A 25,173-nucleotide genomic window follows, 5' to 3' on the forward strand; every position below is an offset into this window, starting at 1 on the left:
AATGCTCCGGGCATGCCAATTCCGGCTTGGGAAGAGCAACTCCGTCGGGCCGATCTTGCCGGCGCAGGAACGTTCAACCAGATAGCCCTGACTTCGCGCCGGCCGCAGGGTTGAAGAGAAAAAATTCCCGTTGTAGCAAACCGGGACAGCAGCCGAGGAACTCGATTTTGCCCCACGTCGGAAAGAAGCGCGTAGCCGTCCTGATCGGGGATCTCCAGAGTTCCGGGGGCATCCAGCGCGTCGCCGCCAACCTCATGGCCACGCTGAACGACCATTACGAGATGATCCTGCTCAGCGTCGATCCTACGGACCGACCGGTCTTCGTGACGCCGGACATGGATGTGCGCTATCTCGGCTGCGGGCGCCCCTACGGCAAGCGGACGCGCTTCCTGAAGTCGTCGATCAAGTTCGGCCTCGCCCTCCGCCGGTTCGTCAAGGAAAACAGGATCGACGTCGTCCTGGCGATCTGGCCGGACCTCGCCTCCGTGGCGGCCGTCGCCCTACCCCGGGACGTGGTGACGATCGGCTGCGAGCACATCGCCTTCTCCGAGCCGCCGCGTCCGGTCCGCAAGCTTCGCCACCGCACCTACCGCTATCTCGACGCCGTCGCCTCCCTGACTGAAGTCGACGCTCCGCGCTACCGCAAGATTTCGCGCCGGGTGGAAGTCATTCCGAACGCGGTCTCGGCCGTGGAGCGGTCCGCCTTCGAAAGCCGCGAGAAAATGCTGCTGACGATCGGGCACGTGATCTACCGCAAGGGCTACGACCGGCTGCTATGGGCGCTGCAGAAGCCATTGCTGGACCACCCGGACTGGAAGCTCACGATCGTCGGCGGCGGCGAGGTCGGGCACGTCGACTGGGGTTTCCTCGGCCATCTGGTGGACCTGACCAAGGCCCTCGGCCTGGAGGGTCAGGTCCAGTTTCGCCCGTCCACGCCGGACATCAATTCCTTTTACCGGCGCGCTGCCATTTCCGTCATGGGCTCACGCATGGAGGGCCTGCCGATGACGCTGATCGAAGCCAAGGCGCACGGCCTGCCGACGATCTCCTTCGACTGCGAGACCGGCCCGCGCGAAATCATCCGCGACGGCGTCGACGGCTATCTGATCGCCAACAAGACGGAACTCTTCGCCGAGGCCGCGGAGCGGCTGATCGCGGATACGGAACTCCGCCGGCAGATGGGCGTAGCGGCCTACGAGGATGCGAGCGGCCGCTATTCCAACGAAGCTGTCGTGCGGCAGTGGGTGAGCCTCATCGACTCCTGCCTCGCCGCCAAGTCGCACTGAGAAGAAGGCCGGAGCGGCTCTCAGGAGTCGCCGACCATCAGATCATGCCAGCGGGCGGCCTGAACAGAAGCTTCGGCGCCCGGCCGGGCGCCTCGCGAAATGCCATGGATGCCGCCGTTCCTGCCAGTCGCCAGAGATGATGCTGGGCCGCGGTGCGGGCCAGCGCCGAAAGCAGGCGCGAGCGCTGCTTGCGTCCCACACCGAGGAAGCCGTTGCCGGCAGCGCGCACGGCGGCCTCCACTCCGGCCAGGAGCAATTCGTCCGATGTTCCCACGCCAGACGCGATATGCTGCAGCGTAGCGTAGATCATCACCAGTTCCTGCACGGACGGATCGAGGCGCCCGAAGCCGCAATGCGCGGGATCGAGTGCCGGCGGCTCGACCAGGGCGAGCGTCGGATCCGGAGCGCCTGCACGACGACGGCGCGCGGCCAGCACCGACAAATCGTGCGAGAAGCGTTGGCGAAGATCCTTGGCGGAGGAAACCTGCCCGTCATGCCGGCGATAGTCCAGCAGGGCTTCCGGCAGGTTGGCGAGGGCGTGGCTGTCGGCCAGCCGCAGAAAGAGGTCGTAATCCTCGGCGGCCAGAAAAGCCGACCGGTATCCCCCGATTGAAACAAGGGCATCGCGACGCGCCATGATCGTCGGATGCGAGATACAGCATCCCCGCTCCATCAGGGCGGTTTCGACGTCGCCGGGGGCGAGCGGGTAATGCGAGAGATCGCCGGTCAGTCGGCCGGTCGCATCCATATACCGGATCTGGGTCCCGACAAGCGCGACATGCGAATGCTCGCTCAGGAAGGCGAGCTGCCGCTCCAGGCGCTCGGGGGCCGCCAGATCGTCGCCATCCATCCGCGCCACGAAAGCGCCCGTGCTTTGCTGGAGACCGAGGGAAAGCGCGGGCACGAGGCCAAGCCCCGGCTGATGCAGGAGACGGATGCGGCTGTCCTGCCTGGCCAGATCCGCGACGATCGCGGGCGTCCCGTCGACAGACCCGTCATCGACCAGCAAAAGCTCGAAATCGGCGAACGTCTGCCGGCGGATGCTCTCCACCGCCGAGGCTATGAAGGCTTCGCCGTTCCTGACGGGCAGCACGACAGAGATCGTGGCGGACATTCACCTGCACCGCTTCGGTTAGATGAATATCTGGTAACCTGTCCGTGAAGTATCGTCCAGCCGCGGCACCGACGAAAATGCCTCCCTAGGTGGAAATGCCCCCTTTGGGGGTATAGGGTAGCAGACCGCCGCGGGAGAGCCCGCGACGCCGGTCCCCGGATTCAAAGTTCACCTTCCAAGAAGACGAGACGAAGTTGGGAGAGCAGCCATCCTTGCGTGAAGCCGTGCTGCTGCATGAGCTGGAGCGCCTTTCCGCCGATCAGCGCGCCCGGGATGCGGCAAGTGAAGCCGAGTGTCGCCGCCTCAATGACCTGCTCGCCCAGAAAGAGCGGGAGTGGGAGAAGCAAGCCCGCGAACGCGAGCGGGAACACGAACAGGCGCGACAGCAGGAACGTGAAGGCGAGATCGAAAGCCTGCGCCAGGCCCGGGACGAGGCGGAAACGCTCCGAATGGCGCTGGTGCAGGTGACGTCAGAACTCGCGACCCGCGAGCGGCAGATCCATTCCCTCAAGCGATCGTTCTCATGGAAGCTCACCAGGCCCGTGCGGTCGGTGACGAAGCGCGTGGGCCGGCTCTTCGGCCACAAGCCTGAGTTGTTTCCGCCGATCAGTCGGACCCCGGAAGACTTCCGTCTCCCCGTGATCCCGTCCCGACAGTCGGCCGCATTCGAGCTCCCACAATCCACTGCCGCCCCAGCTCGGCAGGCGGAGGACCAGGCCTCCGAGCAACCGCCAAAGATCGATCCCGCGCCGTCCCGCGAGGTACTCCTGATTGGGGAACACTCCGCCGAATGCCGGGCGAAATCGATCGCGAAAGGTCTGGCGACACAGGGCTGGCGTGTCACCGCCGCCTCGGCCGACTTCGCGGACGATATTCTCGCGGGCGGTCCCGGCTCCCCTCGCCTCCTCCGTTCGCCGGAAGAATTCGAGCGCCACCTTGCGGAAGCGGAAGTCTCGCCGGCTTTCGCCATCTGTCTCGATGTGGGGGCGGCAAACGCAACCCTGCCGCTGCTTCGCTGCAGCTTTCCGTCCACGCGGATCGTGCTGGATCTCGTGCCATACGGGCTGCCCGGAAGCGACATTCCCGGGGAGGCTCTGGCTGCCATTCGCTGCGCCGACCTGATCCTGGCCGGGTCGGGCGAACAGCGTCGGGCTCTGCTCGCGATCGCTCCCGAGGCGGTGGTCGACTTGCTGTCCGAGCCGGACAACCAGGATGCCGCGAGCCGGGCCGACTGGCGTCGCGCACTCCGGGACGTGCTGAATGGCTAAGGTCCTCGTCGCCGGCATCTATTTGTCGGACCGGCTCAATTCGGCGGCGCATCTCATCTATGAACTGGCGGGCGCGCGCAAGCATGACGTGACGCAGCGCTGGATCTCGCTCGACCTTGGGAATGCCGGCACCGCACCGCTGCCCGAGACCGTCGAAACAGTCACCGAGCGGACGCCGAAGTTCAAGCTCCTGAACCGCCTGACGGAGGATGCGGCGGATTTCGACTGGGTGCTCCTGACGGACGACGACGTTGAGCTGCCCCCGGATTTTCTGGACCGCCTCATCGAACATGCCGAGCGCTTCGATCTCGCCTTTTCCCAGCCGGCGCGCACGCCCGACAGCTATCTGGAGCACCATATCGTTCGCGTGAATCCCGGCCTCAGCGCGCGGCGAACCCGCTTCGTCGAGATCGGGCCGGTCAACCTGATGCGTCGGGATGTCGTGCCGCTGTTGCTGCCCTTCCGGGACGATATCGGCATGGGCTGGGGTCTCGATTTCGTCTGGCCGCAGCTCCTGGAAGCGGCCGGCCTGCGCATGGGGATCGTCGACGCGACGCCCATCGCGCATCGGATCCGGCAATCCATGACAGCCTACAATTTCGATGCCGCCTACCGGGAGATGTCCTGGACGCTCGCCCGTCATCATCACCTCACCTATGACGAGGCGATGACCGTGCTGGAGGCCTGGGCATGACGGAACTGACGGCCATCCTTGCGGTGCGCGACCGCCCTGACCTCCTCCCGGCGATCCTCGATGCGCTTGCCAAGCAATCGCTGGGCCGCGAGCGGTTCGAAATCCTCATCGTGCTGGACGGGATCGCGGAGACCGCCCTTGGGGATGCCGCCGGGCCCTTCCGCCAAGCTCTTCGGAGCGTCCGCCAGAACAGATCCGGGCTTGCCGCTGCCCGCAATCTCGCGGTCTATCTCGCGAAGGCGCCAGTCCTCGTCTTTCTGTCCGAGCAGGATCTTCCCGGGCCCGATTTGCTTCTCGCCCATCTGGCGGCGCATCTTCAATACACCGGCGAGAACGCCGCGGTGACCGGTCAGGTCGAGCTCCGCGCTTCCCCGGCGACGCCGCTCCTCCGTTATCTGACGGACGTCACCGGCGAACTCTTCCTCTCGAGGACGGCGCGGGAACAAGCCTCGCCGGACAACGAGCCCCTTCGGGAAGGTCGCTTTTCCTGCAAGCGCGCCATGCTCATCGAGCACGGCATCTATCATCCGGCGCTGCATTCCGGAGCGGATCACGAGGAGCTGGAATGGCGGCTGCGTTCCCGGGGGCTCTACGTGGTTCATCAGCCGGAAGCGCGGACCGAGTTCGCGGGCGCGGTCGATCTCGACCGATGGTGTCGCCAGGCCATCCACGAAGGAGGTGCGAAGCTTCGCGCGTCGCGGCTCCACGATTCCGATGAACTGCGGGACAAGCTGGCCGCAGAGCGCCTGATCGACACGTTTCGAGAACGCCGGCTGGACTACGCTTCCCATCTGCGCTGGACGCGGGATCTCGACCGACTCGCGACGGAACGGGCCGCCGGAGGGCTCGACAATTCCAACCGGCTGATCGCCACGCTCCACTCCGCCTACGCCAAAGCCTTCGAACTCTGCCGCGGCAAGGGCGCGTGGGATGCGGCCGAGGAGCCGCGCCTCGCTGCGACCGATCGGCCGGGAAGCCGCCGCCCAGAAAACTACCGGTCGCTCCTGGATTTCGGGGTGCGGTTCGAAACACCGACGATGCCGTAGGCCCGATCGCGCGGACGGCCGCGGAAAGCCGCGCCTCCGGTGCTTGCATCGCCCGATTCATTCCGGCTACCCAGATGCGATCTTCAGGGCCAATCATCGATGTCAGAGCTTCAGAACACCTCCCCCCGGCGCTCGGCGCTGCTCGTCGCAGGCGTTCACCGGAGCGGCACATCGGCCATCACGGGCGTTTCCGAGCTTCTCGGCGCGACGATCCCCAACGACCTGATGATGGGGACGGAGCACAACGAGAAGGGCTATTTCGAATCCTGGTCGGTGGTAGCCTTCCACGATGCCCTGCTCTGGGCACAGGGATCGGCCTGGGAAGATCTCGCCCCCCTCCGGCCCATGGACGGAGAGCAAGTCTCCCGCGCCGGCGCCGAGTTGAGCGGTATCCTGGAACGCGAATATGGCGGGGCGTCGCTGGTCGCGATCAAGGAGCCACGCATGTGCCGGTTCCTGCCGGTGACGCGCGAGGCGCTGCGGATCTCGGGGCGGAATGTTCATGTCGTGATCCCGCTGCGCCACCCCATGGAAGTCGTCGGCTCGCTGAAGAGCCGGGACGGACTGACGGACGCGCATGCAATCCTGCTCTGGCTGCAGCATATCCTTCCGGCCGAGCGGCACACGCGCGACCTGCCGCGATGCACCTTCCGCTACGACGACCTGCTGAGAGACTGGCGCCCCGTCATCGCGCGCATTTCGGGTGAGACCGGCCTGGAATGGCCGAAGTCGCCCGAAAGCGCCGCGGCCGAGATAGACGGCTTCCTGAACGCGGACCTCCGGCACTTCGCACATGGTGACGATGAGTTCCCCGACGATCTCGGCGCACTCGGCCGCCTCGCCGCCGAAGTCTGGCGGGCCATGCTGACGCTGGTGGACGCTCCCCTCCAGCCGGGGGCACTCGCGGCTCTGGACGCGGCCGGGCAGAAACTCGCCTTTGCGACGGACCTCTTCGGCCCCTTCGCCCGGCAGGCGCGGGAGCGCGACAACTGGCGCCGCGAGCGGATCGAATCGGAGGAAAGACGCGCCCGCGAGGCCGAAGACCGATCGCGGGAAAGAGGGGCGGAGATCAACCGGCTCGGGTCCGAACTCCGCGACCGCGAGGCGACGGTGAAGCGCCTGCGCAAGCGCACCCTCAAGTCCCGCCTCGGCGCGCCGATGCGGGAATACCGCCGTCTGATCAAGCGCCTGCGCGGCTAAGGGAACGCCCGCTCTACGCGGGCTATCCTTCAGGTCTCCGCCAAGCCTCCGAGGAGACTCGGCTGGAGAGAAATCACTCCCACTCGATGGTGCCCGGCGGCTTGGAGGTCACGTCGTAGACGACGCGGTTTACGCCGCGGACTTCGTTGATGATGCGGGTCGCGGCGCGGCCGAGGAAGGCCATGTCGAAGTGATAGAAGTCGGCGGTCATGCCGTCGACCGAGGTGACCGCGCGAAGCGCCAGCACGAATTCGTAGGTGCGCGCGTCGCCCATGACGCCGACCGTCTGAACCGGCAGCAGCACCGCGAAGGCCTGCCAGATTGCGTCGTAAAGACCCGCTTTGCGGATCTCGTCGAGATAGATCGCGTCGGCGCGCTGCAGGATGTCGAGCTTTTCGCGCGTCACGCCGCCGGGGCAGCGGATAGCGAGGCCCGGGCCGGGGAACGGATGCCGGCCGACAAAGACCTCGGGCAGGCCCAGTTCGCGGCCAAGCGCCCTCACCTCGTCCTTGAACAGCATGCGCAGCGGCTCCACGAGCTGCATGTTCATGCGCTCCGGCAGGCCACCGACATTGTGATGCGACTTGATAGTCACCGAGGGGCCGCCCGTGAAGGATACGGACTCGATGACATCGGGATAGAGCGTGCCCTGCGCTAGGAAATTCGCGCCACCGATCTTCTTGGCTTCCGCCTCGAACGTCTCAATGAAGAGCCGGCCGATCGTCTTGCGCTTCACCTCCGGGTCGGCCTCGCCTTCCAGCGCGCCGATAAAGGTGTCCGCCGCGTCCACATGGACCAGCGGAATATTGTAATGGTCACGGAAGAGCGTGACGACCTGCTCGGCTTCGTTCAGGCGAAGAAGGCCGTGATCGACAAAGATGCAGGTGAGCTGCTCGCCGATCGCCTCATGGATCAGCACGGCCGCGACGGCCGAGTCGACACCGCCGGAGAGACCGCAGATGACGCGGCCGCTGCCGACCTGCTCGCGAATGCGGGCGATGGCTTCTTCGCGGAACTGCGCCATGGTCCAGTCGCCCTTGAGGCCGGCGATCTTGTGGACGAAGTTGGAGATCAGCTTCGCGCCGTCGGGCGTGTGCGCGACCTCCAGATGGAACTGGACGCCGTAGAAGTGCCGCTCGGGATCGTGGATCGCGGCGAAGGGCGAGCCCTCCGTCACCGCGATCGGGCGGAAGCCTTCGGGAATGGCCGTGACCTTGTCGCCGTGGCTCATCCAGACCTGATGGTTCGTGCCGTTCTCCCAAACGCCATCGAAGAGCGGCGAATCCTCGACCACTTCGACGGTGGCGCGCCCGAATTCGCGGACATGGCCGCCTTCCACCTTGCCGCCGAGGCAGGCGCACATCGCCTGCTCGCCGTAGCAGATGCCGAGGACGGGCACGCCGGCCGCGAACAGCTTCGGCGAAGCTTGCGGGCTTGCGCTCTCATGCACGCTGGCGGGGCCACCGGACAGGATGATCGCGCGCGGCGACAGGCGCTCCAGTGCCTCCTCCACCTTTGAGAACGGGACGACTTCGGAATAGACGCCCGCCTCGCGCACGCGGCGCGCGATGAGCTGCGTCACCTGCGAGCCGAAATCGACGATGAGGACGGTGTCGTGATGGAGGGGTGCGGCCTGGGTCATGCCGGGTTGTTACGGCGAAGCGGGAAGTGCCGCAATGGTCTGCGACGAGCCCTGCGACGATTCTTCCAGAGCCATCGCAAAAACGCGGAACTTTCCCGGATTTCCGGCATGCCGGGCACGCATGACTGCGATGCGACACTCTATATTGCAGCGCAGCATGATCGGCGTAGATAGAGTGCAGAACCGATGGAGATGAGCATGAACAACATGCAAACCGTTCTTGCGATGCCCGCTCGCAAGCGCCCCGCCCGCCAGCATGGCCTTCTGGCCCGCCTCGGCGCCAGCCTCGTCAACGAGAAGGGTCGTGACCCGATGGCCGGCGTCCACCTGCCCGCCCATGTCGAGAAGCGCCTCGCCGCTATCCGTCCCTGGGTCGAGATCTAGGCAGGAAGCCGGTCGCCGCATCCAGCGGTGACTTCTAGCGGCAGACCGGATTTTCCGGATCCAGCTGCCGCACGCCCCAGGTGGTGACCCGATAGCCGGGCCGCTTCCAGAGGTGGAACCAGTTCCCCTCGATGAAATGATCTTCGCCAAGCCCTGCGGGCGGCGGGTTCGTCTTTTGCTTGGCCTTTTCGATGGGCTGGGGGCCATGTTCTCCCGCCTCCCAGACGAGCCAGCAATCCCGGTTTTTCGGACGTGGCGGTCGCCAATCGTCCCTGAGCGAAAGAGCCCTCGCCTCCGGAAATTGGCTGCGCAGGTTGCCGGCGGTGTAGTCGTCCACCCCGATCAGTGTCCCACCCGAAAATCCCAGCGAAATCAGGCCGGGCCTGAGCGCCGCGTATGGCCGCATCGGCCGACAGAGCTTGCCGCAAACCGCATGTTCCGGCGCAAGGAAAGTCACGAGCCGGATCGCCAGCAAGAGCCCGGCGACCGCGGCGATGCTCCACTTGATCCAGTTCAGCCGCTGCGTCTCGACGCCTGCCCTCTCGATCCTGGCAAACATCCAGATGGGCAGCAGCAGGAGGAGCGGATGCATGTGCCGTTCCTTCACATAGGTCGAGCCCACCGCCACGATTCCAACGACCGCCAGCAAAATCGCGATAAGGACCGTTCGCCCGAAAAGCCGCGCAAAGGCTTCGGCCTGGCGTTCGTCCGCGGGAACGGACTCGATCGCGCCTGCCGCGCGAGCCGGCGATAGAAAAGATCGCCAGAAGAGCACCAGCAACAGCGGGACGAGCGCCACGGAGAAGCCGGAGAGGCTAGCTGCCAGCCGGCTCAGGCCGCGAAACGCGCGCGCCATATGTCCGAGCCGCCCATTGTCGGTCATCACCGTCGCGGCGTTGGCGACGAGCGGGCGGTCCCCGAGGATAATCCACAAGGCGAAGGGCGACACCACCACGACCGCGATGACTAGGGCCACGATCAAACCGGACGGGCGGATACGCCGTCGCAGTTCCGGCATGCTGGCGGCCGCCGCAAACATGGCCAGCGGGAACAACGGAAAGCTGAACTTGGCGAGAATTCCCGCTCCGAGCGCCAGACCCAGACAAGCATAGTCCAGCCACCGCCCGTTTCGCAGGCAGCGTGCGAAGGTCCACGCGGTCGCCGCGCAGCAGGTCATCAGCAGGTTGGTCTGCGTGACGCCTTCCAGCATGTTCCAGCCGATCTGGTAGAACAGAGAGTACGAGAGCACGGCCAGCGCCGCGATGCGGGGATCGCGAATGGCGAAGCGCGCGGCGTTGAAGAGGAACACCGCAGTCAGCGTAAGCAGCGAATATTTGACGATCAGCGCGCTCTGGACGGTAGGACCGAAGCCCTGCTGCACGGTCCAGAGCAGCCATTCGTAGAGCGGCGGCTGGCGCAGATGATAACCGAGCTGGAGGGTCTGGACCCAGAGGTTCTCCAGCATGTCGTCGGTGCCGAGCGCCGGCGACGCCCAGACGCGCAGACCGGCATGGACCGCGCCATAGAGGACGACGACCAGGGCGATGCCCCAGGTCGTCGCCAGCCAGTCAGGAAGGAGCCAGCGCGCCCCGCGCGGTCCGGCGGGGGCGCAAGATCCTTCGTTACTCAATGCCGAGCTTGGCCTTCAGCAGGTCGTTGACCGCCTGCGGGGCGGCCTTGCCGCCGCTGGCCTTCATCACCTGCCCGACAAACCAGCCGATCATGGTCGGCTTGGACTTGGCCTGTTCCACCTTGTCGGGGTTGGCGGCGATGATCTCGTCGACCACCTTCTCGATGGCGCCGGTGTCGGTCACCTGCTTCAGGCCCCGCGTTTCCACGATCTCGCGCGGCGAACCGCCCTCGGTGAAGACGATCTCGAAGACGTCCTTGGCGATCTTGCCGGAGATGACGCCTTCCTTCTGCAGGTCGAGCAATTCGCCGAGCTGGTGGGCGGAAACCGGCGACGCCTCGATCGGCTTGCCGGCCTTGTTCAGCGCGCCCAGAAGGTCGTTGATGATCCAGTTCGCGGCCTGCTTCCCGTCCCGTCCGCGCGCCAGCGCCTCGAAGAAGTGTGCGATTTCTCGGTCGGAAACGAGCACGTTGGCATCGTAGGCCGAGAGCCCGAAATCCGACTGGAAGCGCTGGCGTTTCTCGTCCGGCAGTTCCGGCAGGTCCGCCTTCAGCGCCTCGACATACGCATCGTCGAATTCCAGCGGCAGCAGGTCCGGATCAGGGAAATAGCGGTAATCGTGCGCCTCTTCCTTGGAGCGCATGGACCGCGTCTCGCCCCGGCTCGGGTCGAAGAGCCGCGTTTCCTGCGAGATGGAGCCGCCATCCTCCAGAACGGCGATCTGCCGCCGCGCCTCGTACTCGATCGCCTGTCCGGCGAATCGGATGGAGTTGACGTTCTTGATCTCGCAGCGCGTGCCCAGCGGCTCGCCCGGACGGCGGACCGAGACGTTGATGTCGGCGCGCAGATTGCCCTTGTCCATGTCCGCATCCGACGTGCCGAGATAGCGCAGGATGGTGCGGACCTTGGTGAGATAGGCGCGGGCTTCCTCGGAGGAGCGGAGGTCGGGCTTGGAGACGATCTCCATCAACGCCACGCCGGAACGGTTGAGATCGACGTAGCTCATCGTGGGATGTTGGTCGTGCAGCGATTTGCCGGCATCCTGCTCCAGATGCAGGCGCTCCACGCCGATCGAGATCTCCTCGAACTGGCCCTTGTTGTCCGGGCCGACCTCGACGGTGACGATGCCCTCGCCGACGATCGGCTGGTCGTACTGCGAGATCTGGTAGCCCTGCGGCAGGTCGGGATAGAAGTAGTTCTTGCGGGCGAAGACCGAGCGCTTGTGGATCTCGGCGTTGAGCCCGAGCCCGGTGCGAACCGCCTGCCGCACGCATTCCTCGTTGATGACGGGCAGCATGCCGGGCATGGCCGCGTCGACCATGCTGACATGGTCGTTCGGCTCGCCGCCGAAGGCCGTGGAAGCGCCGGAGAAGAGCTTGGACTCGGAGGCGACCTGCGCATGGATTTCCATCCCGATCACGACCTCCCAGTCGCCGGTCGCGCCGGAGATGAAGTTCTTGGGGTTCGCCGTGCGGACGGGCGCGTTCATGCGTGTCTCTCGGATTCAGATTTCGCGTGCGTTTTCACCGGGATATCCGCTCCGCGCGGCCCCTGCAAGAGCAGCCGTGCGGGGCTGGGTTTCGGCACCCGGATGTTTCAGCTGGCCAGCGCCTTCATCAGCATGGCGCGGTAGCCGGCCGTGTCGATCCGCTTCACCACGCGGGCGTTGGCGCCCCTCGCCTGCCCCAGTTCCGGATCGGCTTCCGCCTGGTCGGGCAAAGTCGCGTGAGAGACGCTGGAATAGCCGCGCGTGAGCTCGCCGGCGACTTCCACATCGATCACGCAGTCGGCGCTTTCCAGGACGAGGCTCTCGTCCAGCATGCAAGCGCAGGTGACGGAATCCGGCTGGACGCTGCCGGCCAGGCGGCCGGTCTTCATGCTGAACTCGACCGAGGCGCGGTTCACCTGCGTGAAGAAGCGGGAGAGCGGCGTGTCCATCGCCTCGATCTCGGAAAGGTCCGCCGGGCTCAGCACCGCATCGCGCACCGTCGCCGTCCAGGTGACGACCGAGGTGCGAAATCCCGCATTCAGGACGATCTTCGCCGCTTCCGGGTCGACATAGAAGTTGAACTCCGCCGCCGACGTGACGTTGCCCAGCGCGTTGTCCGTGCCCCCCATGATCCAGAGATGCCGGAGGTTCTCCGCGATGCGCGGTTCCTTGACGTAGGCGGCGGCGATATTCGTCAGCGGCGCCTGGGCCAGAATGGTGATCTCGCCGGGATTTGCCATGACGCGATCAACGATGGCGTCGATCGCGTGCCTGTCGTCCGGCCGCTGCTGCGCCCTGTGGAAGTTCGCATCGCTCATGCCGTCCCGGCCGAAGACGTAGGCGGCGTCGAGCGGCTTGCGAAGCATCGGACGCGGACAGCCGGGATGGACCGGCACCGTGCCGCCGCGACCGGCGACCTCCACCGTGTAGAGCGCGTTTTCCACCTGCTGCTCGAACTGGACGTTGCCGTTGCAGATGGTGATCGCCTCCAGCTTCACCGCCGGATCGCGGAGCGCCAGCAGCAGCGAGAAGCAATCGTCGCCGGCGGTGTCGGTATCGATGATGGGGCGCATGGGCTTTCCGGAAATCACGATGCGACGGGAGAACGACGCCAGGAGCGCGGCAGGCGGAGCGACAGCGCGGCCAGCCCGCCAACGATCAGCAGCATGCCGGCCAGACGCAGCGGGCCGAACGTCTCGCCGAGAAGAAGGGAGGCGGACAGCGCGCCAAAGATCGGCACCAGCAGAGAAAACGGCGCGACCGTCGATGCGGGATAGAGCTTGAAGAGGTGACCCCAGATGGCGAAGCACACCACCGTCGAGATCAGCCCGATATAGAGCACCGCCCCGATGCCGGTCCAGTCGAGACCGGCCCAGGCGCCGGCCCACGCGGCCGGTCCTTCCAGAGCGAGCGACAGCGCGAGAAGCGGCAGCGGCGGGATCAGGCTCAGCCAGCAGATCGTCGCCAGCATGTCGACCTTGCCCGCGCCGCGCAGCATCACGTTGCCGATCGCCCAGCTCACCGCCGCGGCGAGCGTCAGCCCGAACCCGACAGCCGACACCGCACCGGCCGATCCGGTTGCCCCGCCATGGATGCTGGCACCGACAAGCGTCAGCCCGGCGAGCGCGATCGCCGCGCCGACGATCTGCCGCCCTGTCGGCTTCTCCCGCAGAAGGAAGGCGGCGAAGGCCATGGTGAGGAAGGCCTGGATCTGCAGGACGGTGGAAGCGAGGCCCGCGGGCATTCCCTGCGCCATGCCATAGAACAGCAGCGCATACTGCCCGATGAAGAGCGTGGCGCTGGTGAGGACGAGGCGCGACCAGGGAATCGCCGGTCGCGGCAGGACCAGCACGGGCAGCGCGGCGATGACGAACCGAAGGGCCGCCATCAGGATCGGAGGGAAGCTGACGAGCCCAACCCGTATGACCACGAAGTTGAAGCCCCAAAGGGCGGCGATCAGCACCGCCAGTGCAATGTGAAACGGCTTCAAGAGCGTCCGGGTCCCGATCAGAAAGCGCGCAGGCTAGCGGCCGGAACCACTTGCGGCAACCGACCACATCACGCCTTCATGAGGCGGCGCAACATCGGCTTGACGCACTGGGAAAAGAAGTTCAATCAAGCGCTTGCTGGCTCTGCGCGCAGTCCGCCGGCACCCTCACAGGACCCCAACTTCATCATGTCTAGCGACAGTCACAGTCGATTGTTCATGCCGTCACCGGCTGTCGTGGTCTGATCGAAGGATCGGCTCTCCACGCTCAGCCGCTGGCGGCTGACCGGAGGATTTGAGCCGTGGAAAACACGCTTGATTTGATCGAGGACAACCTCGATCCGGCGACGCTCGCCGCCGAACTCACCCACGAGCATGTCGCGGACATCGCCGAGGCCCTGAACGAGCAGGAGCCGGAGACCGCATCCGAGGTCATCGCGCTGCTGCCGCTGGAGCAGGCCGTCGACGTGATGGACCAGCCGGAGCTCGATCTCTCGGCCGAATTCGTCGCGGCACTTCCGGCCGAACGCGTGCTGGCGCTTCTCAGCGGCATGTCGGCCGACCGCGCGGCAACGCTGTTCCGCGAGCTGGAAGAGCCCGCCCGCTCGAACCTTCTCGCCCGGCTGGATCCGGAGACGGCGGCGTCGCTCAAGAAGCTGCTGTCCTATCCCTCCCACAGCGCCGGCAGCATCATGACGACCGAGTTTGTCAGCGTGCCCAGCACCTGGTCCGTGGAGCATACGCTTCGCCACATCCGCCAGGTGGAGCGCACGCGGGAGACGGTCTACGCGATCTACGTGCTCGATCCGGAAAAACGCACGCTGGTGCAGGCCGTCGGCCTTCGCCGGCTGATCTCGGCCGACCTGCACGCGCCGGTGCTTTCCGCCGCGCGCGGCAGCCGCCCCGTCACGGTCTCCCCCTTCACCGACCGCGAGGAAGTCGCGCGGCTGATTTCCAAGTACAATCTTCTCGCCGTCCCCGTCGTGGACGAGATGGGCTACGTGCTCGGCATCGTCACCTTCGACGACGTCATCGACGCGATCCTGGAGGAAAGCACGGAGGACGTGCAGAAGTTCGGCGGCATGGAGGCGCTCGACGAGCCCTACATGGAGATCGGCTTCGGCAAGATGATCAAGAAGCGCGCTGGCTGGCTCTGCGCCCTCTTCGTCAGCGAGATGCTCACGGCCAGCGCCATGCAGCACTTCGAGACGGAGCTTGAAAAGGCTATCGTGTTGACGCTCTTCATCCCGCTGATCATGAGTTCCGGCGGCAATTCCGGGTCGCAGGCGACGTCCTTGCTGATCCGGGCGCTGGCGCTGCGCGAGATCCGCCTCGGCGACTGGTGGCGCGTCGCGCTTCGCGAGCTGCCGACGGGGCTGACGCTCGGCGCCATCCTCGGCGTCGTCGGCGTCCTGCGCATCACGGCATGGCAGTTGCTGGGCTTCTACGATTATGGCGTCCACTGGCCGCTGATCGCGGCGACGGTGGGCGCGGCGCTGGTCGGGATCGTCACCTTCGGCTCGCTGTCGGGCTCGATGCTGCCGTTCCTGCTGCAGCGGATCGGCTTCGATCCCGCCAGCGCCTCGGCGCCTTTCGTGGCGACGCTGGTCGATGTGACCGGCCTCGTCATCTATTTCAGCGTCGCGATCCTGATCCTGCAGGGAACGCTGCTCTGAACGACCCGAGGCCCGCCGAGGCGGGCCTTCCTCGGCAAGATGGCCTGAATACGAAAACGCCCGGCAGCGCCGGGCGTTTTGCTATTCCTCGGTAGGCTCGTCCGGTTCTCCGAGAGAACCGTCGGAGCTGTCAGGCCCCTGCTCTCCCGCGCCGCCCACGTCCGGGACGCCGCCGACGATATCGGGACCGTCGACCGGCGGCTGAGCCTCGGCCGCCTGCACGGCCTCCTCGATCATCTCGTCTTCCTCGCCGGGATCGGAGATGTGCTCGACCGAGACGACCTTCTCGCCCGGCGCCGTGTTCAGCACCGTGACGCCCTGGGTGGAGCGACCGGCCACGCGAATGCCGTCGACCGGCACGCGGATGACCTTGCCGCCATTGGTGACCAGCATGATCTGGTCGGTATGCTCCGCCGGGAAGGATGCGACGAGCGGCCCGTTCCGGCTGTTCACCACCATCGCGACGATGCCCTTACCGCCACGGCCGGTGATCCGGTACTCGAAGGACGAGGTCCGCTTGCCGAAGCCGTTTTCCGAGAGCGTCAGAACGAACTGCTCGGACGCGCTCATCTCGGCATACCGGGTCTGCGAGAGCTCGCCATCGGCGACCTCCTCGGCTTCCGCCTCCGCCTCGACGGGCTCCGCCTCGGCCTCGTTCTCGCCGCGCACGGCACGGCTGAGGCGGAGATAGGCCGCCCGCTCGTCTGGGCTCGCGTCGAAATGACGGAGGATGGTCATCGAGATGATCTTGTCGTCCGTGCCGAGCGAGATGCCGCGCACGCCGGTGGAATCGCGGCCCTTGAAGACGCGCACGTCGGTGACGGCAAAGCGGATGCACTGCCCGTTGGCCGTCGTCATCAGCACGTCGTCGTCGGCCGTGCAGGTTTCCACGCCGGCGATCGCCTCGCCCTCGTAGAGCTTCATGGCGATCTTGCCGTTACGGTTCACGTTGGTGAAGTCCGACAGCGCGTTGCGCCGCACCGTGCCGCCCGTGGTCGCGAACATCAAATGCACGCGCTCGTTGTCGGCGGCGGCCTCCGGCAGCGGCAGGATCGAGGTGATGCGCTCGTCCTTCTCCAGCGGCAGCAGGTTGACCAGCGCCTTGCCGCGCGCTTGCGGCGCGGCCAGCGGCAGACGCCACACCTTCATCTTGTAGGCCATGCCGCGCGAGGAGAAGAACAGCACCTCGGTATGCGTGTTGGCGACGAAGAGCTTGGTGACGAAATCCTCGTCGCGCGTCGCCATGCCGGCGCGGCCCTTGCCGCCGCGACGCTGCGCCCGGTACTCCGAGAGCGCCACGCGCTTGATGTAGCCCGCGTGGCTGACGGTGACGACCATGTCCTCGCGCTGGATCAGATCCTCGTCGTCGAGGTCCGCCCCGCCTTCCACGATCTCGGTCCGGCGCGGCGTGTTGAACTCCTCGCGGATGGCGCGGAGCTCGTCCTTGATGATCGACATGATCCGCTCGCGCGAGGCGAGGATCTCGAGATAGTCGCGGATTTCGTCGGCGAGCTTCTGCAGCTCGTCGCCGATTTCATCACGGCCCAGCGCGGTAAGGCGCTGCAGACGCAAGTCAAGGATCGCCCGGGCCTGCTCTTCCGACAGGCGATATGTGCCTTCTTCGGTGATCAGGTGACGCGGATCGGCGATCAGCGCCACCAGCGGGGCAACATCCTTCGCCGGCCAGTCGCGACTCATCAGACGCTCGCGCGCCGTGGCCGGATCGGGCGACGTCCGGATCATCTGGATCACTTCGTCGATATTGGCGACGGCGATCGCGAGACCCACGAGGACGTGGGCCCGGTCGCGCGCCTTGCCGAGCAGGAACTTGGTCCGCCGGCTCACGACATCCTCGCGGAAGGCGACGAACGCGGCAAGGATGTCCTTGAGGTTCATCTGCTCCGGACGGCCGCCGGTCAGCGCAACCATGTTGACGCCGAAGCTCGATTGCAGCGGCGTGAAGCGGTAGAGCTGGTTCAGCACCACATCGGCAACCGCGTCGCGCTTCAGCTCGATGACGACGCGCACGCCGTCACGGTCCGACTCGTCACGAAGATCGGAGATGCCTTCGATCCGCTTTTCGCGGACTAGATCGGCCATCTTCTCGATCATCGAGGCCTTGTTCACCTGGTACGGAACCTCGGTGATGACGATGATCTCGCGGTCGCGCCGGTTGGTCTCGAAATGCACCTTGCCGCGCATCAGCACGGAACCGCGGCCGCCCTCGTAGGCCGCCCGAATGCCGGCCCGGCCCATGATCAGGCCGCCGGTCGGAAAATCCGGGCCCGGCACGTACTGCATCAGGTCGATCGTATCGAGCGTCGGCTCCTCGATCAGCGCGATCGTGGCATCGATCACCTCGCCCAGATTGTGGGGCGGGATGTTGGTCGCCATGCCGACGGCGATGCCGCCCGCGCCATTGACGAGGAGGTTCGGAAAGCTCGCCGGGAGAACCGTCGGTTCCTGGCTGGAATCGTCGTAGTTGGAGCGAAAATCGACCGTGTTCTTGTCGATGTCGTCGAGCAGCGAGTGCGTGACTTTTTCAAGCCGCACCTCGGTGTACCGCATCGCGGCGGCCGGATCGCCATCCAGCGAGCCGAAATTGCCCTGGCCGTCGATGAGCGGCAGGCGCATGGAAAAGTCCTGCGCCAGACGCACCAGCGCGTCGTAGATCGCGGAATCGCCATGGGGATGATACTTACCCATGACGTCGCCGACGACGCGCGAGGACTTCTTGTAGGCCTTGTTCCAGTCGTAGCCGGCTTCGTTCATCGCATGGAGAATGCGGCGATGGACCGGCTTCAGCCCGTCACGAACGTCCGGGAGAGCGCGGCTGACGATCACGCTCATCGCGTAATCGACGTAGGAGCGCTTCATCTCGTCGACGATGGAGATCGTGCGGATTTCGCCGTCGCGACCGTTCGGGCCCCTGTCAGCCGGGGGCGTCGTTGTTTCGTCTGCCAATGTGGAATCGAATTCTGAACTGTTGTGGAGGCGAGTTTAGCCCATCGGCACCGGAGAATCCAATTCTCCGCCGCCTTCGCTGAGATAAGGTGCCGGGTGGCCGAATCCAATGAGACAGGCCGGGCCTGAAGCGGGTTTTCGCGCGCGGCCGCAGGTGCCGGACGGCAAGGGAGAAACCGGATTGCATGATGCCATTTCATCGCTGGTGACTTTGTTCGTGACCATCGATCCGGCGGGACTTGCGCCGCTCTTCGTCGCGCTGACCGCCGGGATGAGCCGCAGCGAGCAATTGCAGGTGACGCTGCGCGGCTCCATCACCGCTTTCTGCATCCTCGTGGTCTTCGCGCTGGCGGGCACCGCGTTCCTGGAGTTCTTCGGGATCACCATCCACGCCTTCCGCATCGCCGGTGGGCTCCTGCTCTTCACCATAGCCTTCGAGATGATCTTCGAGCGGCGGCAGGAACGGCACGAGAAGAGCGCCAGCAACGTCGACCGGGTGCGCAGCCTTGCCGTGTTCCCGCTGGCCATCCCGCTGATCGCCGGGCCCGGCGCCATCTCCGCCACCATCCTGCTTGCCGGCACCTATGCCCAGCCGGTGCAGCGGGTGGAGCTGATCCTGATCCTGGCGGTCGCCATCGTCATCACCGGCGCGGTGCTGCTGGTCTCCCCGCAGGTGGACCGCTTCCTCGGCTCCACGGGCCGGATCGTGGTCACGCGCCTTCTCGGCCTGATCCTCGCGGCGCTCGCCGTGCAGTTCGTCGCGGACGGCGTCATGGGCTTCGTCAGGCTCTTCACCCGGACCTGATCGGGAACGTTCCCGGCGAGCTTACATTCAATCCCGCGAAGCGACAGGCGGGGACCATGGCGGCGGCAGGCGGCTCTAACAAGGTTATCTATGCGGCACTGAGCGGCAATCTGGCGATTGCCGTGGTGAAGTTCGGGGCGGCGCTGTTTACGGGATCGTCGGCCATGCTGTCGGAAGGCATCCATTCCGTCATCGACACCGGCAACCAGGGGCTGCTGCTCTTCGGCACCTGGCGCGCGAAGCGTCCGCCCGATCGCAGCCACCCCTTCGGCTACAGCGCGGAAATCTATTTCTGGTCGTTCCTCGTCGCGATCATGATCTTCGGCGTGGGCGCGGGCGTCTCGTTCTACCAAGGCGTCCATCGGCTGCAGAACCCGCAGCCGATCGAGAACACCTACCTCAACATGATCGTCCTGGTGGTCTCGTTCTTCTTCGAGGGATTTTCCTGGACGGTCGCCGTGCGCGAACTGAACGCCAAGCGCGGCAAGGAAAGCTTCCTGGCGACCGTGAAGCGCTCCAAGGACCCGAGCGTCTTCACCACCTTCTTCGAGGACAGCGCCGCCCTGCTCGGCCTCGTCGTCGCCTTTGTCGGCATCGCCTGCGCGCACTGGCTGGGCTGGGAGTGGGCCGACCCGGTCGCCTCCATCGTCATCGCGGTCGTGCTCGCCATGACGGCGATCCTGCTGGCGGTCGAGATCAAGGGCCTGCTGACCGGCGAGGCGGCGCTGCCGGAAGTCGTCGGCGTCATTCGGGAAATCGTCGGCAGCCAGGACGGCATCGAGGAGATCAACGAGGTGCGCTCGCTGCAGCTCGGGCCGGACAACATCCTGCTCGCCGTCTCCGCCGACTTCCGCGACACGCTTTCGGCGGCCGACGTGGAGCGGATCATCGCGACCACGGAGGAAGCGCTGCGTCTTCGCTTTCCGCAGATCGGACGGGTGTTCATCGAAGCGCAATCCCGAAAGGATCACGAGCGCTTCGAGCAATGGGCTCGTCAGAAAGAACAAGGGACCGCCTCGGCCTGAGGCAGCCCCCTGTCGCCGAACCCGGACTAGAACGGGATTTCGTCGTCCATGTCGTCGAAGGCCGGCTTGCCACCGCCCTTGCCACCGGCGCCGCCCGCACCGGCTCCGCCGCCGGAGCCGCCGCCATAACCACCGCCGCCACCGGAGCCCGCACCGCCCCCGCCGTAGCCGCCGGAATAACCACCCCGCTCCATCGGGCTGGAGCTGCCGAAATCGGAGCCGCGACCGCCGCGATCCTCCATTTCGCCCCCACCGCCGCCACGGCCGCCGAGCATCGTCAGGGTCGAGTTGAAGCCCTGAAGCACGATCTCGGTGGAATAGTGCGTCTGCCCTTCCTTCTCATAGGAGCGGGTCTGCAGCTGCCCCTCGATATAGACCGTGGAACCCTTGCGCAGATATTGCTCGGCGACCTTGCAGAGACCTTCGTTGAAGATCACCACGCGGTGCCACTCGGTCTTTTCCTTGCGCTCGCCGGAATTGCGGTCGCGCCAGCTTTCCGACGTCGCGAGCCTCAGATTGACGATGGGGCGACCGTCCTGCGTGCGACGGACTTCCGGATCCTGGCCGAGATTTCCGACCAGGATCACCTTGTTAACGCTTCCCGCCATGGCGGCCTCCTGAAACTGATGCCGGCACCATGCCCCAAACCGGCCGCGACCGCAGCTTTCGATTCGCGGAGTTCACAGCTGACCCGCTACGCAGGAGTCGGACACGCGAGGGGCGCAGGCCGCTTGTTCTCTCTCTGTTCTACTGATATGAAGACTCACCGTCAAGCAAGTGCATTGATGGTCGCGTGGGCATTGGTCCGATGGCCTGTCGGAACTAGATAAGGCTGAAGAGGTGGCCTTGGCGCGAGCGAAGGTCGCCGGTTGATCCAGGACGAGCATGACTGATCCGCACAAGACGATCTCGGTTCGCGGCGCGCGCGAGCATAATCTGAAGAATGTCGATGTCGACCTGCCGCGCGACAAGCTTATCGTGATGACGGGCCTCTCCGGCTCGGGCAAGTCGTCGCTCGCTTTCGACACGATCTACGCGGAAGGCCAGCGCCGCTACGTGGAGTCGCTCTCCGCCTATGCGCGCCAGTTCCTCGAGATGATGCAGAAGCCGGACGTCGACCAGATCGACGGCCTGTCCCCGGCGATCTCCATCGAGCAGAAGACGACGTCGAAGAACCCGCGCTCCACCGTCGGCACGGTCACGGAAATCTACGACTACATGCGCCTGCTCTTCGCGCGCGTGGGCGTTCCCTATTCCCCGGTGACGGGCCTGCCGATCGAGAGTCAGACCGTCAGCCAGATGGTCGACCGGGTGCTGGAACTGCCGGAAGGAACGCGCCTCTACCTGCTGGCGCCCGTCGTGCGGGGCCGCAAGGGCGAGTACCGCAAGGACCTCGCGGAGTTCATGAAGAAGGGCTTCCAGCGCGCCAGGATCGACGGCGAATTCTACGAAATCTCCGAAGCGCCGACACTCGACAAGAAGCTGAAGCACGATATCGACCTCGTGATCGACCGCATCGTCGTGCGGCCGGATATCGGCTCGCGCCTGGCGGATTCGCTGGAAACGGCGCTCGGCATGGCCGACGGCATCGCCATCGCGGAGTTCGCCGACGCGCCGGCGGAGGGCGAGGAGCCGCGCCGCGTGGTCTTCTCCGAGAAGTTCGCCTGCCCGGTTTCCGGCTTCACCATCGCCGAGATCGAGCCGCGGCTCTTCTCCTTCAACAATCCCTTCGGCGCCTGCCCGGTCTGCGACGGTCTGGGCACGCAGCGCACCATCGACCCCGACCTCGTCGTGCCGGACACGGCGATGACGCTTCGCGACGGCGCCATCCTGCCCTGGTCCAAGTCGAGCTCGCCCTACTACCTGCAGACGCTGCAGGCGCTTGCCGATCATTACGACTTCAAGGTCACCGACAGCTGGAGCGAGCTTTCCAAGGAGGTCCACAAGGCCATCCTATACGGCACCGGCCGGGAAAAGATCGTCTTCACCTATGATGACGGGCTGCGCTCCTACCAGACCCACAAGACGTTCGAGGGCGTGATCCCGAACCTCGACCGGCGCTGGAAGGAAACGGATTCGGAGATGATCCGCGAGGAGATCGAGCGCTACTTCTCCGCCGCGCCCTGCCCCACGTGCAGCGGCTATCGGCTCAAGCCGGAAGCGCTGGCGGTGAAGATCGCCGCCATGCATATCGGCCAGATCACCGCCATGTCGATCCGCGAGGCGGAGAGCTGGTTTGAGGAACTGCCGGCGAAGCTCACGGAAAAGCAGACCGGTATCGCCTATCGCATCCTCAAGGAGATCCGCGAGCGCCTGCGCTTCCTGAACGACGTGGGCCTCGATTACCTCACCCTCTCCCGCTCCTCCGGCACGCTGTCCGGCGGCGAAAGCCAGCGTATCCGGCTGGCGTCGCAGATCGGGTCGGGTCTGACCGGCGTGCTCTATGTGCTGGACGAGCCGTCGATCGGCTTGCACCAGCGCGACAATGCGCGGCTTCTGGAAACGCTGAAGCACCTGCGCGATCTCGGCAACACCGTCATTGTCGTGGAGCATGACGAGGACGCGATCCTGCTCGCCGACTATGTCGTCGATGTCGGTCCCGGGGCGGGCGTGCATGGCGGCGAGATCATCGCGGAAGGTACGCCGGACGAGATCAAGGCCAACAAGCGCTCGCTGACCGGCCGCTACCTCACCGGCGACCTTGCCGTGGAGATCCCGGCGGAGCGGCGCCTTGTCCAGAAGGGTCGCGAACTCGCCGTCACCGGCGCGCGCGCCAACAATCTGAAGAATGTCAGCGCTTCGATCCCGCTCGGCACCTTCACCTGCGTCACGGGCGTTTCAGGTGGCGGCAAGTCCACGCTGCTGCTGGACACGATCTACAAGGCGGTCGCGAAGCGGCTGAACGGCGCGCGCGAGCATCCGGCCCCGCATGACAGCCTGACCGGGCTGGAGCACCTGGACAAGGTGATCGACATCGACCAGTCGCCGATCGGCCGCACCCCGCGCTCCAATCCCGCCACCTATACCGGCGCCTTCACGCCGATCCGCGAATGGTTTGCCGGCCTGCCGGAGGCGAAGATTCGCGGCTATCAGCCCGGCCGCTTCTCCTTCAACGTCAAGGGCGGCCGTTGCGAGGCCTGCCAGGGCGACGGCGTCATCAAGATCGAGATGCACTTTCTGCCCGACGTCTATGTCACCTGCGACGTCTGCAAGGGCAAGCGCTACAATCGCGAAACGCTGGAAGTGCAGTTCAAGGGCAAGTCGATCGCCGACGTGCTCGACATGACCGTAGACGAAGGCGCCGAGTTCTTCGCCGCCGTGCCGGCCGTGCGGGACAAGATGGCGACGCTGGCGCGGGTCGGCCTCGGCTATATCAAGGTCGGCCAGCAGGCGACGACGCTGTCCGGCGGCGAGGCGCAGCGCGTCAAGCTCGCCAAGGAACTGTCGCGCCGTTCAACCGGGCGCACGCTCTATATCCTGGACGAGCCGACGACCGGCCTGCACTTCCACGATGTGGCGAAGCTCCTCGAAGTTCTTCACGAACTGGTGGACCAGGGCAACACGGTCGCGGTGATCGAGCACAATCTCGAAGTCATCAAGACCGCGGACTGGGTCATCGATATCGGCCCGGAGGGCGGCGACGGCGGCGGCGAGGTCGTGGCGGCGGGAACGCCCGAAGAGATCGTGAAGGTGAAGCGCTCGCATACGGGCACGTTCCTGGCCGAGTTGCTGACCCGGCGACCGCAGCAGCCCCAGACGCGTCACTCGCAGGCGGCCGAGTAGCGCCCGGAGCCGGCCCGAATCATCGGACCGGCCCGTTCGGGCCCGTTCAGGCCCGTTCAGGTAAGACTCGCTTAACCTGAAATGCGAGTCCCGAAGACCAGCCATGCATTCCGCTGCACTGCACAATACCTGCGGGCGAGAGTATATATCGCTCATCGAATTCAAGACAGCGCCGGAACACGACAATGGCCCGCCCCATGAACAACGTCTACGAGAACTACCGCCGCTGGCGGCGTTACCGGACCACCGTCCGGGAGCTGGAGACCCTCACCCCCCGCGATCTGCAGGACCTGGGCATCCGCCGCAACGACATCCAGCGCCTGGCTCGCGAAGCTTCGCGTCTCTAAGCTGCGGCTCCTCCACCCAGCTTACGCAAGGCCGGTGACGTTCAGCGTCGCCGGCCTTTCTGTTTCCGGCGTCTCCCGCCGCTCGTGATCTCCCTGCCCGCCCCGCCGCGCCCCTGAAGGCTCTTCCGGGAACCGGCTCTGCAAGCGGCCGTTAACTCTCCACAAGAGACGGCGGGCAACCAGGAGATCAATCATGGCAAACCTGAACGGAAAGCGCATCGCGATCCTCGCGACGAACGGCTTCGAGCAGGCCGAGCTCGAGGTGCCGCAGACCAAGCTTAGGGAAGCCGGCGCGCAGGTCGATGTCGTCTCGCCGGAAAGCGGCGAGATCCGCGGCTGGGACGAGAAAGATTGGGGCAACAAGGTCAGGGTCGATCGCGCCCTCTCCGATGTCTCCGCCGGCGATTACGACGCGCTGGTCCTGCCCGGCGGCCAGATCAATCCCGATATCCTCCGCGTCAACAAGGAAGCGCTGGCGCTGATCACCGCGTTCTTTGACCAGAAGAAGGTGATCGCCGCGATTTGCCACGCTCCGTGGCTGCTGATCCAAACCGGGCTCGTAAAGGGGCGCAATGTCACCGGCTACAAATCCATCCTGACGGATCTCCGCAATGCCGGTGGCATCGTTCATGACGAGGCGGTGATCACCGACGAAGGCATCATCACCAGCCGGAACCCCGGCGACCTCGACCAGTTCTGCGCCAAGATCGTCGAGGAGATCAACGAAGGCCGGCATACGCAGCGCAAAGCCGCGTAACGATTCGGCATTGAGAGTTCGAGACAGGGCGGCGCTTGCAGGCGTCGCCTTTTTCTTTGCGCGATCGCGCGATGCC

20 protein-coding genes are annotated in these 25,173 nt (G+C 65.6%); 12 read left to right on the forward strand and 8 right to left on the reverse strand.

The annotated features are described in order from the left end of the window. The first annotated feature begins 167 nt into the window (after positions 1-167). The gene (locus BMY25_RS04270) at positions 168-1,286 is read left to right on the forward strand and encodes a glycosyltransferase family 4 protein (protein WP_092495373.1); all 1,119 of its coding nucleotides are present in this window, start codon (positions 168-170) and stop codon (positions 1,284-1,286) included. Positions 1,287-1,323: 37 nt separating this feature from the next. On the opposite strand, the gene BMY25_RS04275 is transcribed toward BMY25_RS04270, so the two are convergent. Beyond that, entirely contained in the window at positions 1,324-2,400 is a 1,077-nt protein-coding gene (locus tag BMY25_RS04275; RefSeq protein ID WP_092495374.1) for a glycosyltransferase family 2 protein, read from the reverse strand. 212 nt (positions 2,401-2,612) lie between these two features. Here BMY25_RS04275 and BMY25_RS04280 point away from each other — a divergent pair, with 212 nt between their 5' ends. The 4 genes from BMY25_RS04280 (at position 2,613) to BMY25_RS04295 (ending at position 6,608) form a co-directional block, all read left to right on the forward strand. Then, entirely contained in the window at positions 2,613-3,668 is a 1,056-nt protein-coding gene (locus tag BMY25_RS04280; RefSeq protein WP_092495375.1) for a hypothetical protein, read from the forward strand. Then, the gene (locus BMY25_RS04285; RefSeq protein ID WP_177176701.1) at positions 3,661-4,362 is read left to right on the forward strand and encodes a glycosyltransferase family protein; all 702 of its coding nucleotides are present in this window, start codon (positions 3,661-3,663) and stop codon (positions 4,360-4,362) included. Before BMY25_RS04280 ends, BMY25_RS04285 begins: the two co-directional genes overlap by 8 nt. Further along, complete coding sequence (locus tag BMY25_RS04290) at positions 4,359-5,408, forward strand: glycosyltransferase family 2 protein (RefSeq protein WP_092495376.1); 1,050 nt, start codon at positions 4,359-4,361, stop codon at positions 5,406-5,408. Before BMY25_RS04285 ends, BMY25_RS04290 begins: the two co-directional genes overlap by 4 nt. A gap of 99 nt (positions 5,409-5,507) precedes the next feature. Continuing rightward, a complete protein-coding gene (locus tag BMY25_RS04295; RefSeq protein ID WP_092495377.1) occupies positions 5,508-6,608 on the forward strand; it encodes a sulfotransferase family protein in 1,101 nt (366 codons plus the stop codon). Between the two features lie 73 nt (positions 6,609-6,681). Here the strand turns inward: BMY25_RS04295 and guaA are convergent, their stop codons facing one another. Further along, positions 6,682-8,250 carry a glutamine-hydrolyzing GMP synthase gene (gene guaA, locus BMY25_RS04300; RefSeq protein ID WP_092495378.1) on the reverse strand — a complete coding sequence of 523 codons (1,569 nt, stop codon included), beginning with the start codon at positions 8,248-8,250 and terminating at the stop codon, positions 6,682-6,684. Positions 8,251-8,448: 198 nt separating this feature from the next. Between guaA and BMY25_RS04305 the strand changes: the two genes are divergently transcribed. Further along, positions 8,449-8,634: a hypothetical protein gene (locus tag BMY25_RS04305; protein ID WP_143061875.1), complete on the forward strand. Its 186-nt coding sequence runs from the start codon at positions 8,449-8,451 to the stop codon at positions 8,632-8,634. A gap of 34 nt (positions 8,635-8,668) precedes the next feature. Here the strand turns inward: BMY25_RS04305 and BMY25_RS04310 are convergent, their stop codons facing one another. The 4 genes from BMY25_RS04310 to BMY25_RS04325 all read right to left on the reverse strand — a co-directional run bounded on the left by BMY25_RS04310 (position 8,669) and on the right by BMY25_RS04325 (position 13,743). Continuing rightward, on the reverse strand, positions 8,669-10,264 hold the full coding sequence (locus BMY25_RS04310) for a glycosyltransferase family 39 protein (RefSeq protein ID WP_092495380.1): 1,596 nt from the start codon (positions 10,262-10,264) through the stop codon (positions 8,669-8,671). Next, positions 10,257-11,753 (reverse strand): Asp-tRNA(Asn)/Glu-tRNA(Gln) amidotransferase subunit GatB, encoded by a 1,497-nt coding sequence (gene gatB / locus BMY25_RS04315; RefSeq protein ID WP_092495381.1) that lies wholly within the window; start codon positions 11,751-11,753, stop codon positions 10,257-10,259. The genes BMY25_RS04310 and gatB overlap by 8 nt, the downstream gene beginning before the upstream one ends. Before the next feature lie 107 nt (positions 11,754-11,860). After that, the gene (locus tag BMY25_RS04320; RefSeq protein ID WP_092495613.1) at positions 11,861-12,826 is read right to left on the reverse strand and encodes a nucleoside hydrolase; all 966 of its coding nucleotides are present in this window, start codon (positions 12,824-12,826) and stop codon (positions 11,861-11,863) included. 14 nt (positions 12,827-12,840) lie between these two features. Next, entirely contained in the window at positions 12,841-13,743 is a 903-nt protein-coding gene (locus tag BMY25_RS04325) for an EamA family transporter (protein ID WP_092495382.1), read from the reverse strand. A gap of 299 nt (positions 13,744-14,042) precedes the next feature. On the opposite strand from BMY25_RS04325, the gene mgtE reads away from it, so the two are divergent. Then, entirely contained in the window at positions 14,043-15,416 is a 1,374-nt protein-coding gene (gene mgtE / locus BMY25_RS04330) for a magnesium transporter (protein WP_092495383.1), read from the forward strand. Between the two features lie 81 nt (positions 15,417-15,497). On the opposite strand, the gene gyrA is transcribed toward mgtE, so the two are convergent. Beyond that, a complete protein-coding gene (gene gyrA, locus BMY25_RS04335) occupies positions 15,498-18,293 on the reverse strand; it encodes a DNA gyrase subunit A (RefSeq protein WP_092495614.1) in 2,796 nt (931 codons plus the stop codon). Positions 18,294-18,561: 268 nt separating this feature from the next. Here gyrA and BMY25_RS04340 point away from each other — a divergent pair, with 268 nt between their 5' ends. Together BMY25_RS04340 and BMY25_RS04345 are read left to right on the forward strand one after the other, a co-directional pair. Next, positions 18,562-19,185, forward strand: a complete 624-nt coding sequence (locus tag BMY25_RS04340) for a MarC family protein (protein WP_238858154.1) — start codon at positions 18,562-18,564, stop codon at positions 19,183-19,185. A 56-nt stretch (positions 19,186-19,241) separates the two neighbouring features. Further along, on the forward strand, positions 19,242-20,210 hold the full coding sequence (locus tag BMY25_RS04345) for a cation diffusion facilitator family transporter (RefSeq protein ID WP_092495385.1): 969 nt from the start codon (positions 19,242-19,244) through the stop codon (positions 20,208-20,210). Positions 20,211-20,236: 26 nt separating this feature from the next. On the opposite strand, the gene ssb is transcribed toward BMY25_RS04345, so the two are convergent. Beyond that, positions 20,237-20,818 carry a single-stranded DNA-binding protein gene (gene ssb / locus BMY25_RS04350; RefSeq protein ID WP_092495386.1) on the reverse strand — a complete coding sequence of 194 codons (582 nt, stop codon included), beginning with the start codon at positions 20,816-20,818 and terminating at the stop codon, positions 20,237-20,239. A 277-nt stretch (positions 20,819-21,095) separates the two neighbouring features. Between ssb and uvrA the strand changes: the two genes are divergently transcribed. The 3 genes from uvrA to BMY25_RS04365 all read left to right on the forward strand — a co-directional run bounded on the left by uvrA (position 21,096) and on the right by BMY25_RS04365 (position 25,097). After that, positions 21,096-23,993, forward strand: a complete 2,898-nt coding sequence (gene uvrA / locus BMY25_RS04355; RefSeq protein WP_092495387.1) for an excinuclease ABC subunit UvrA — start codon at positions 21,096-21,098, stop codon at positions 23,991-23,993. 185 nt (positions 23,994-24,178) lie between these two features. Further along, positions 24,179-24,340 carry a YjiS-like domain-containing protein gene (locus BMY25_RS04360; protein ID WP_238858155.1) on the forward strand — a complete coding sequence of 54 codons (162 nt, stop codon included), beginning with the start codon at positions 24,179-24,181 and terminating at the stop codon, positions 24,338-24,340. Positions 24,341-24,533: 193 nt separating this feature from the next. Then, positions 24,534-25,097, forward strand: coding sequence for a DJ-1/PfpI/YhbO family deglycase/protease (locus BMY25_RS04365; protein ID WP_092495389.1), 564 nt, complete (start codon positions 24,534-24,536; stop codon positions 25,095-25,097). The last annotated feature ends 76 nt before the right edge of the window (positions 25,098-25,173 follow it).

Origin of the sequence: Faunimonas pinastri (assembly GCF_900110915.1) — a bacterium.
Classification (GTDB): Bacteria; Pseudomonadota; Alphaproteobacteria; order Rhizobiales; family Afifellaceae; genus Faunimonas; species Faunimonas pinastri.